This is a genomic window from Sulfurihydrogenibium sp. (assembly GCF_027448985.1).
Lineage (GTDB): Bacteria > Aquificota > Aquificia > Aquificales > Hydrogenothermaceae > Sulfurihydrogenibium.
In genome coordinates this window covers 1-9,496 of the sequence record NZ_DAIDMN010000057.1, presented here as the reverse complement: position 1 = coordinate 9,496, position 9,496 = coordinate 1, and the positions used below count along the sequence as shown (strand labels likewise).

Sequence of the window (9,496 nt, the reverse complement as noted above, 5' to 3'; positions counted from 1 at the left end):
GGAGCGTAGAAAAAGTATATTCCGGAGTTTACTTCGTTTATCTGTTTTTCTTGTGGGGTTGTATCTTTTACTTCCACTATTACGATTGTATCATCTTTGTATGCAATTATATCTATTTCTCCGTACTTTGTGTAAAAGTTTCTCTCTAATATTTCATAACCTTTTTCTTTTAGATAGTTAGCTGCTATGTCTTCTTTTTCTTTTCCAAGACTTCTTTTATTCAAATCTTTGGATTACTGCTTTTTCTCTTAATTTTTTGAGGTAAAAGTCGTACTCTTTTTTTAGTTTTTCTATGTCTTTTTCTGTTAGTTCTTGTTTTGGTATTAACTTCTTACCTTCTTTTTCTATGTAAATAAAGTATGTTCCTTCTGTGGTATCTACTTTAAAAATGTCCCCTTCTTTGTGAGAAAAAACTTCTTTGTCTAAATCTTCTGCTAAGTCCCCTTTCCTAACTTCTCCAAGTAGTCCTCCATTCTCTGCTGTAAATTTGTCGTCTGAGTATTTAGTGACAAATTCTGAGAAATTATTTTTATTCAGTTTTCCTTCAATTTCTTTGATTATTTTTTGATAATCTGGTTTATCTTTAGATATAAAAATCATTCTTACTTTTTTAACATCTTCTATAGTTCCTTCTACAATACCTTTTGTTATCTGGTCTCTTAAGTAAAAGTGAAGAAATTTATTGCTTATAAGGTCTCTGGTAATGAACTCTTTGAGTTTGTTATAGGATATTCCATTTTTTTCTAACTCTTTTTTAAATGCTTCTAAATCGTTGATACCGTTTGCTTTTGCTATGTTCAAAAGTGCGTTATCTACTTCTCTTGGTGATACGGATATTCCTACCTTTCTTGCTTGTTGGGATAGTAAGATTGAGTCTATAATTTTTTCTTCTGCTGTTTTTTCATCTTTTATTCTGTACCATTCTTTTGCAAACTCTATGTCTGATTTTAAAACAGGCTCTGAGTTTACTACAAGGACGATTTTGTCAAAAAGTTGGTAACCTTCTAAATTTTCCGCTTTTGAAATACCTGTTACAATTAAAATTAAGATTACTAAAAATTTAATCTTTCTTTTCATATTTCTTCTTCCTCTTTTCTGCGTAGTTTTCTATAATTTTTTGCTGGCTTCTTTCTATTGCAAGGGCTTTATCTGGAACGTCTTTTGTTATGACGGAGCCTGAGCCTGTTATGGCTTCTTCTCCTATTGTGATTGGTGCAACGAGCATCGTGTCGCTTCCTATAAATGCTCTATCTTTTATTATAGTTTTGTGTTTTTGAAAACCGTCGTAATTACACGTTATTGTTCCGGCTCCTATGTTCACATCTTCTCCTATCTCTGCATCTCCTAAATAGGTTAAGTGTCTTGCGTTTGTTCTTTTTCCTATTACGGAGTTTTTAACTTCTACAAAGTTCCCTATAACGACTTCTTGGTTTATAACAGAGTTGTTTCTTATCCTTGCAAATGGTCCTATCGTTGCATTGTCTTTTATTTCACTGTCTTCTATGTATGAGTTTGCAAGTATTTTTACATTTTTTCCTATTTTTGAGTTTTTGATTATACAGTTTGCTTCTATTGTTGTTCCTTCATCAATGAATGTTTTTCCTTGTAGCATAACGTTTTGATAAATTTCAACGTCCCTTGATAAATCTACATCAAACTCTATCCAGATAGATTGTGGGTTATGGAATGTGGTACCGTTAAGAGCCCAAAATGTTAAAAATCTCTCTTTTAGTATGTTTTCTGCTCCGGCAAGTTGTAATCTGTCGTTTACTCCGAGAATTTCTGTGTAATCCGGAATTTCTAAGGCATAAGTGTATTTTTCTTCTTGTCTTAGTATTTCTATTATGTCTGTAAGGTAGTACTCTTTTTGGGCGTTGTTGTTTTCAAGTTTTTCTAAAGCTTCTTTTAGGTAAGGAGCGTAGAAAAAGTATATTCCGGAGTTTACTTCGTTTATCTGTTTTTCTTGTGGGGTTGTATCTTTTTCTTCCACTATCTTTATTACTCTGTGGTCTTTGTCTTTTACTATTCTTCCGTATCCGTATGGGTTTGGTAATTTTGCTGTTAGAACTACTCCTGCTATAGATTTGTTTCTGTATCCTCTGTAGTTTGTAAGGTTAGCTCCTTCGTACCTTATCAAGGCTTTTAGATATTCTCCTGCGTTATGGAGTGTTTCACCTTTTATTAGTGGAGTGTCTCCGTTTATTATTAAAACGTATCCGTCAAATTCTTTAAAATGGTCTTTTGCTGTGTAAACTGCATGTCCTGTTCCAAGTTGTTCCTCTTGATAAACAAACTCACATCCATCACAGTTGATTGCTTTTATAACTTCCTCTTTTTTATGTCCAACTACTATCAATGTTTTTTGTGGTTTTAACCATTTTACCGCAAAAAGTGTGTACCATAACATAGGTTTACCAAGGATGTTGTGAAGGACTTTTGGTTTTTCTGATTTGAACCTTGTACCTTTTCCGGCTGCCAACACAACCGCAATTAAAGGAAAGTCTATCATGTTTGACCTCTTAGGTAATTTTCTATTTTTTCAATTAATGGAAAAATTTTATCAGATTTTAGTTTATAACTTCCTCTGTTTACAATGAGCTTTGCTGTGGATGGTCTTATCGTGTCTATAACCACAAGTCCATTTTCTCTTAAAGTTGTTCCGGTTTCTACTATGTCAACTATAAATCTTGCAAGACCAAGTAAGGGAGCCAACTCAACTGAACCGTAGAGTTCAAATATTCTTACGTTTATACCTTTATCTGAAAAAAACTGTGATGTGATTTTTGGATATTTTGTTGCAACATCCAAAGTTGCAGGGTTAGAAAAATAAAAATCCATATCTTCAGGTTTTCCTGCAACTACTAAATTACAATATCCTATTTTTAGGTCTAAAGGTTTGTAAACGTCTGGGTTGGTTTCTATCAATACATCATCTCCGGCTACTCCTACGTCTGCTATACCGTTTTCTACGTAAACTGGTACATCCTTTGCTCTAACCACTAAAAATCTGAAATTTTCTGATTCCAATATCAACTTTCTTGTATTTTGGTTTATATCTTCAAATAAGATTTTAGATTTTTTTAAAATCTCTATCGTTTGGTCAAAAAGTCTTCCTTTTGGTAGTGCAACAGTTAATTTTTCCAATCTCTTACCTTCCGTTAGCAAATGGTATACTTATCCAGAGTTCGTCTCTGTCGTTTTCAGATTTTATCTCTACTTCTATGTTTCTTGAATCAAACTGTGGATATTTGGAAAAAACGGAAACCAAATCATCTTTCAATATATCTGCAAAATTTGGTGGCAATCCTTTTCTTTCGTAAGACAAAACCATCATTAACCTTTCTTTTGCTTTATTCGCAGATGAGTTTCTCTTAAAAAAATTGAATATAGACATCTCTTTCCCCCTATTTTACTTTCCAAATAGTCTTGCAAAAAATCCTTTTTTCTCTTCCAACTCTGTAAATGGAACTTGCTCTCCTTCTATTCTTTTTGCTATATTCATTATAGCTTTTGCAGCTTGGAGTTCTTCATGTAAAACAATTGGTTCACCTTTGTTTGTAAAGTCCACCAGTTTTTCCTCATCTGGAACAATACCTATTTTTGGTATCTGTAGTATCTCTTCTATGTCTTCTACCGATAGCATTTCTCCCTTTTTTACTTGATGAAGTCTTATCCTGTTTATAACGAGTTTTGGTTTGTTTTTCTCCATCGATTCTAAAAGTCCTATTATTCTATCTGCATCTCTTACAGATGAAACTTCCGGGTTGACAACTACTATCGCTTCTTCTGCTGGAGCTGATGCTGTTTTAAATCCACCTTCTATTCCGGCTGGTGAATCTATAAATATATAATCAAACTCTTCTTTTACAGACTCTACTATTTCAACCATCTGATGAGGTTTTACCGCATCTTTATCTTTCGTTTGTGCCGCTGGAAGAAGGTACAAAGATAGCCCTCTTTTATCTTTTACAAAGGCTTTTTGAGGGGGGACTCTTCCTTCAACAACATCAACAACATCGTAAACAATTCTGTTTTCAAGTCCAAGTATCATATCTAGGTTTCTAAGACCTATATCCGCATCAATTGCCAAAACTTTTTTACCCATTTTAGCTAAAGCTACCGATAAGTTTGCAGTTATTGTTGTTTTACCTACTCCACCTTTTCCTGACGTTACAACATAAACTTTTGCCATATATTACACCTCTACTTAATTTTTTCTATCACGATTTGATTATTTTCTATATACGCTTTTTCGGGTTGGTTTACTTCTTCGTAAGAGTCTGGAGACCTTGCTATGTAGCCTCCTATTCTAAGTTGTTGTGGCATTAATTTCAGTGCCATTATAATAGCTGTTTCATCTCCGTTTGCTCCAGCATGAACAACACCTCTTAAAGCTCCCATAACGATGATACTTCCAGAAGCTATAACGTAAGCATCCGGATTAACATCGCCTAATATAAGTATATCACCATCGTATTCAACTGTTTGTCCACTTCTTAGTGTTTTATTAATAATTTTTAAAGATTTTTTTTCAAGTATAGGTTTTGATATGTTTTTATTTGTAGATTTTGTATTTTGATAACCAAGTATTCCGGTATTGTGTGATTTGAGTAAATCCTCAATCCTTTTTATTTGTTCTTCGTTCAAATCCAAGCCACCGTAATCTAACACTGCATACGACCCTTTAAAAATAGCTGAAGATAACTTCTTTTCCAACTGACTTATATTTTCTTCTACCGTTAAATTTGGGTCTAACTTAATAAGTAATGCAGGTACAGTTAAACCTTTAATCTCAATTCCCATATGCTTTACCTTCTTGAAAAATTTATAAAATTATGCTTATCTATTCTACTGCAAAATTCATTTGGAGGTCAAAATAAATTAATGGAAGGCAATTTTAATGATTATTTCGTCTATAAAAACGGAAAACTTTACTGTGAAGATGTAAGTATCCAAAATCTTTCTACAAAGATAGGAACACCTTTCTACATTTACAGTAAAAAAGCTATACTGGATATGATAAACCAATACAAAGATGCGTTTAAAGATTATCCAACTTTAATATGTTATGCTTTAAAAGCAAACTCTAATCTATCACTTCTTAGAATATTTGAAGAAAACGGACTTGGTGCAGATATTGTATCAGGAGGAGAGCTTTATAAAGCAAAAAAAGCCGGATTCCCCTCAAACAAAATTGTTTATGCGGGAGTTGGAAAAACTGATGCAGAGATAATGTATGCAATAAACGAAAACATTCTATCGTTTAACGTAGAAAGTGTAATGGAGTTGGATGTAATAAATGAAATAGCCGGAAAACAACACAAGAAAGCAAACGTGTCTATAAGGATAAATCCAGATGTTGACCCTAAAACACATCCATACATATCTACGGGACTCAAAAAAAGTAAGTTTGGAATTGATATAGACGAAGGTTTAGACGTTTATAAAAAAGCTGTAAAAATGGAAAACCTAAAAGTTGTGGGGATTCATTGTCATATTGGCTCTCAAATAATGGATGTTTCAGTTTACAAAGAAGCGGTAGAAAAAATTGTAAATCTTGTTTTTCAACTTAAAAAAGAGGGAATAGAGTTAGAATTTATTGATATTGGTGGTGGATTAGGTGTAAAATATTATCCACAGGATATACCACCAACACCTTATGACCTTGCAAATACGATTTTACCTATTGTAAAGCAAACTGGATTAAAGCTTATTATTGAACCAGGAAGGTCTTTGATAGCACAAGCTGGAGCGTTGATTACAAAGGTGATTTTTATAAAAGATAAGAAAGAGAAACATTTTGTGATAGTGGATTCTGGAATGAACGACCTTATAAGACCTTCCATTTACAACGCATATCATCACATAATAACAGTAGAGGAAAAAACAGAAAAAATGATTGCAGATATAGTTGGCCCGATTTGTGAAACAGGAGACTTTTTTGGTCTTGATAGGGAGATAGGAAAAGTAAATAGAGGAGACCTTATAGCAATACTGTCAGCAGGAGCTTACGGAAGTAGTATGGCATCTAACTACAACGTAAGACCAAAAGCTATGGAAGTGTTAGTTGACGGTGATAAATACAAAATAATAAAAGAAAGAGAAGATTACCAATATATATCAAAATTAGAAGAGGAAGTTGTATGAGAGTATTAGTAGTAGGAAGCGGTGGAAGAGAGCATGCTTTGGCTTGGAAAGTAAAACAAAGTCCATTGGTAAAAGAGGTTTTTTGTGCACCTGGAAACGCAGGTGTAAGTAAAATAGCCAAAAGAGTAAACATTTCACCAACAGATGTATATAATTTGGTGAGATTTGCAAAAGAAAACAAAATAGACCTTACAATAGTAGGTCCAGAACAACCATTATCGGAAGGAATAGTAGATAGATTCCAAGCAGAAGGACTAAAAATATTCGGTCATAAGCAAAGTGCAGCAATATTAGAAGCAAGTAAAGTTTTTGCAAAAAACTTTATGAAAAAGTACTCAATACCAACAGCAAAATTTGAAAGCTTTGACAAAGAAGAGGAAGCAATAGAGTTTATAAAATCGGTAGGAGTTCCTATAGTAATAAAAGCGGATGGACTTGCAGCCGGAAAAGGAGTAGTTGTTGCAAAAACGGAAGAAGAAGCAATTCAATCTGTAAAAGACATGTTTAGAGGAAAGTTTGGACCTGCAAGTAAAAGAATTGTAATTGAAGAGTATTTAGAAGGAGAAGAAGCATCTTACATATGTTTTGTAAAAGATGATAAACTCGTTCCTATGCCAACTTCCCAAGACCATAAAAGAGTTTTTGATAACGATGAAGGACCAAACACGGGAGGAATGGGAGCATACAGCCCTACATCCCTCATAACTCCTCAAATGGAAATAGAGATACAAGAAAAAATAATGTACCCAACCCTAAAAGGTATGATAAACGAAGGAAGACCAATGTCCGGATTTCTTTATGCTGGACTTATGATAGGACCAAAAGGTATAAATGTACTGGAATTTAACGTCCGGATGGGAGACCCTGAAACTCAACCACTTATGAGAAGATTAAAATCGGATTTGGTTGAGCATATACTTGAAATATTAGAAGGAAATATAGAAAAAGTTAAACCTCAATGGATAGAAGATTATGCAATAGGTGTAGTAATGGCATCAAGAGGATATCCGGATAAGTACGAAAAAGGACACGAAATAAAAGGAATAGAAGAAGCGGAAAAAGATACAGACATTGTAGTATTTCATGCCGGAACAGAAGAAAAGGACGGCAAAATAATAACAAACGGTGGAAGGGTTCTTACAGTTACAGCAACAGGTAAAGACATTAACCAAGCTAGAGAAAAAGTCTACAACGCCATAGAAAAAATACATTTTGAAGGTGCTTTATACAGGAAAGATATAGGTTTTAGAGAAGTAAATAGAAATAAACCATAGACAACAGGCAAAACTGAAGTTATATTTATGAGCGAACTATTTTAGAAAAAAATCTATCATAAGGAGGTTTGGTATGAAAGTAGGGGTTTTGTTGGCCGGATGTGGAGTTTTTGATGGAGCGGAGATACATGAAGCAACCTTAACCTTATACTTTTTAGACAAAGCTGGAGTAGAAACGATTATTATGGCTCCAAACATAAAGCAAAAAGATGTTATAAACCATCTTACCGGCGAGCCTATGAACGAAGAGAGAAACGTTCTTGTTGAAGCTGCAAGGATAGCAAGAGGAAACATTAAAGACATAGAAGAAGTAAAAGCTGAAGATATAGATGCTTTGATAATGCCCGGAGGATACGGAGTAGCAAAGAACTTTTCAAACTTTTTAGAAAAAGGTGCAGAAGCTGATGTAATACCACAGGTAAAAAGACTACTTGTTGACCTATTTAAAGCAGGAAAACCTATAGGAGCAATCTGTATCTCTCCTGTTATAGTTGCTGCTGCACTAAAAGAGGCAAAACCTACGGTTACAATCGGAACAGATGTTGATGTTGCAAAAGCTATAGAAGCAATGGGAGCAAGACATCTTGCTTGTCCAGTAAACGAGATGGTAGTTGATGAAGAAAATAAGATAGTAACAACTCCCGCTTACATGCTAGGAAAAACTATAAAAGATGTAGCAGAAGGCATAGAAAAACTTGTAAACGAAGTTATAAGATTAGCTAAAAAGTAATGAAAATACTAAAAGCAGGTGAAGTTGCTCAAGTTGATAAAGATACTATAGAAAAAACCGGCATTCCTTCCTTAGTACTTATGGAGAATGCCGGAAGGTCTTGTGCAGAGATAATACTTAGAGAGTTTTTTTATATAAAAAATATTTCAGTAGTAGCTGGAAGTGGGAACAACGGTGGAGATGGTGTAGTAGTTGCAAGATATCTACATAGAGCGGGAAAAAATGTAAAACTTTTTATCCTTGCTGAAAACGAGGAAAAATTATCAAAAGATAATAAGTTTAATCTTGATATATTTAAAAAGTTCTCAAACCAGTTTTACTTTATAACGGAAAAAGACTTAGGTTTTTTAAAAGAAAATTTATCCAACTGTGATTTGATAGTAGATGCAATATTTGGAACAGGATTTAAGCCACCGGTATCTGGATACAGAAAAGAAGTTATCCAGATGATAAACTCCTTAGAAAAAAATGTTGTTTGTATAGATATTCCCTCCGGAATAGATGCAGATAACCCTTTTTTTGAAGTTGCGGTAAAAGGTAAAATAACAATAACTTTTGGTTATCCTAAAATTTGCCATATCCTCTATCCATCAGGGGAAAACTGTGGAAAGGTGTACGTGGTAGATATTGGATTGGATGACTCTTATGCACCATCTTACAGACAACTTATAACTCCTTACAACATTCAACTTCCCAAAAGAGAAAAAACAGGAAATAAATACACTTTTGGACATGTGGCTATAATAGGTGGTAGCGTAGGAAAATCCGGCGCAGTAATAATGGCTGCGAAAGCATCAACTGCATCCGGAAGTGGACTTACAACAGTTATGGTTCCATCACAGATACACAACGTCGTAGAAACCAATCTTATCGAAGAGATGAGTATTCCAATAGAAGATCATGAAAACACATTTTCAGTTTATGCAAAAGATGACATTCCAATGTACTTAGAAAATAGAAAAATCTCATCAGTTGTGTTAGGGATGGGATTATCCGTTAACGATATTACAAAAAATTTAGTAAAAGAGCTTCTTAAAGTAGAAAAACCTCTTGTTATAGATGCTGATGGCTTAAACAACTTAGCCCAGATAGAAAATTATAAAGATTTACTCAAAGAAAGAAAGTATCCTGCTATATTAACTCCTCACACGGGAGAGTTTTCAAGGTTAACCGGATTAGACACAAACACAATTCTACAAAATGTTGAAGAGATAGGTAAAAAGTTTTCTCAGGAAACAAACAGTTACTTAATTTTAAAATTTTCAAGAATGGTAATATTCACCCTAGATGGAAAAATATTCTACTGTAACAGAGGAAACCCTGGAATGGCAACAGCTGGGACAGG

General features: G+C 33.9%; 11 protein-coding genes. 4 read left to right on the top strand and 7 right to left on the bottom strand.

Annotated features, from left to right (window positions below; all coding sequences use genetic code 11):
• From NE054_RS05780 to minC, 7 genes are all read right to left on the bottom strand, one after another.
• Positions 1–224, bottom strand: a 224-nt coding sequence (locus NE054_RS05780) for a YraN family protein (protein ID WP_297889701.1), incomplete at its 3' end; no start/stop codon positions are given.
• On the bottom strand, positions 217–1,077 hold the full coding sequence (locus NE054_RS05775) for a peptidylprolyl isomerase (RefSeq protein ID WP_297889699.1): 861 nt from the start codon (positions 1,075–1,077) through the stop codon (positions 217–219). The genes NE054_RS05780 and NE054_RS05775, both read right to left, overlap by 8 nt.
• A complete protein-coding gene (glmU, locus tag NE054_RS05770; protein WP_297889696.1) occupies positions 1,061–2,509 on the bottom strand; it encodes a bifunctional UDP-N-acetylglucosamine diphosphorylase/glucosamine-1-phosphate N-acetyltransferase GlmU in 1,449 nt (482 codons plus the stop codon). The genes NE054_RS05775 and glmU overlap by 17 nt, the downstream gene beginning before the upstream one ends.
• The gene (gene hisG, locus NE054_RS05765; protein ID WP_297889693.1) at positions 2,506–3,144 is read right to left on the bottom strand and encodes an ATP phosphoribosyltransferase; all 639 of its coding nucleotides are present in this window, start codon (positions 3,142–3,144) and stop codon (positions 2,506–2,508) included. Before hisG ends, glmU begins: the two co-directional genes overlap by 4 nt.
• A 4-nt stretch (positions 3,145–3,148) precedes the next feature.
• A complete protein-coding gene (gene minE, locus NE054_RS05760) occupies positions 3,149–3,394 on the bottom strand; it encodes a cell division topological specificity factor MinE (RefSeq protein ID WP_297889690.1) in 246 nt (81 codons plus the stop codon).
• Between the two features lie 15 nt (positions 3,395–3,409).
• Positions 3,410–4,192 (bottom strand): septum site-determining protein MinD, encoded by a 783-nt coding sequence (gene minD, locus NE054_RS05755; RefSeq protein WP_297889688.1) that lies wholly within the window; start codon positions 4,190–4,192, stop codon positions 3,410–3,412.
• A gap of 11 nt (positions 4,193–4,203) precedes the next feature.
• Positions 4,204–4,803 carry a septum site-determining protein MinC gene (gene minC, locus NE054_RS05750; RefSeq protein ID WP_297889686.1) on the bottom strand — a complete coding sequence of 200 codons (600 nt, stop codon included), beginning with the start codon at positions 4,801–4,803 and terminating at the stop codon, positions 4,204–4,206.
• An 81-nt stretch (positions 4,804–4,884) separates the two neighbouring features.
• On the opposite strand from minC, the gene lysA reads away from it, so the two are divergent.
• From lysA to NE054_RS05730, 4 genes are all read left to right on the top strand, one after another.
• Positions 4,885–6,147, top strand: a complete 1,263-nt coding sequence (gene lysA, locus NE054_RS05745) for a diaminopimelate decarboxylase (RefSeq protein WP_297889683.1) — start codon at positions 4,885–4,887, stop codon at positions 6,145–6,147.
• Positions 6,144–7,421: a phosphoribosylamine--glycine ligase gene (purD, locus tag NE054_RS05740; protein WP_297889681.1), complete on the top strand. Its 1,278-nt coding sequence runs from the start codon at positions 6,144–6,146 to the stop codon at positions 7,419–7,421. Before lysA ends, purD begins: the two co-directional genes overlap by 4 nt.
• A 73-nt stretch (positions 7,422–7,494) precedes the next feature.
• Positions 7,495–8,151 carry an isoprenoid biosynthesis glyoxalase ElbB gene (elbB, locus tag NE054_RS05735; RefSeq protein WP_297889679.1) on the top strand — a complete coding sequence of 219 codons (657 nt, stop codon included), beginning with the start codon at positions 7,495–7,497 and terminating at the stop codon, positions 8,149–8,151.
• On the top strand, positions 8,151–9,496 hold a 1,346-nt coding region (locus tag NE054_RS05730), incomplete at its 3' end, for an NAD(P)H-hydrate epimerase (protein WP_297889678.1). The genes elbB and NE054_RS05730, both read left to right, overlap by 1 nt.

Bases quoted from the DNA above. Each gene is read 5' to 3' on its own strand.
- minD (WP_297889688.1), bottom strand. From the start codon at position 4,192: ATGGCAAAAGTTTATGTTGTAACGTCAGGAAAAGGTGGAGTAGGTAAA.
- lysA (WP_297889683.1), top strand. From the start codon at position 4,885: ATGGAAGGCAATTTTAATGATTATTTCGTCTATAAAAACGGAAAACTT.
- purD (WP_297889681.1), top strand. From the start codon at position 6,144: ATGAGAGTATTAGTAGTAGGAAGCGGTGGAAGAGAGCATGCTTTGGCT.
- minE (WP_297889690.1), bottom strand. From the start codon at position 3,394: ATGTCTATATTCAATTTTTTTAAGAGAAACTCATCTGCGAATAAAGCA.
- elbB (WP_297889679.1), top strand. From the start codon at position 7,495: ATGAAAGTAGGGGTTTTGTTGGCCGGATGTGGAGTTTTTGATGGAGCG.
- minC (WP_297889686.1), bottom strand. From the start codon at position 4,803: ATGGGAATTGAGATTAAAGGTTTAACTGTACCTGCATTACTTATTAAG.
- NE054_RS05775 (WP_297889699.1), bottom strand. From the start codon at position 1,077: ATGAAAAGAAAGATTAAATTTTTAGTAATCTTAATTTTAATTGTAACA.
- glmU (WP_297889696.1), bottom strand. From the start codon at position 2,509: ATGATAGACTTTCCTTTAATTGCGGTTGTGTTGGCAGCCGGAAAAGGT.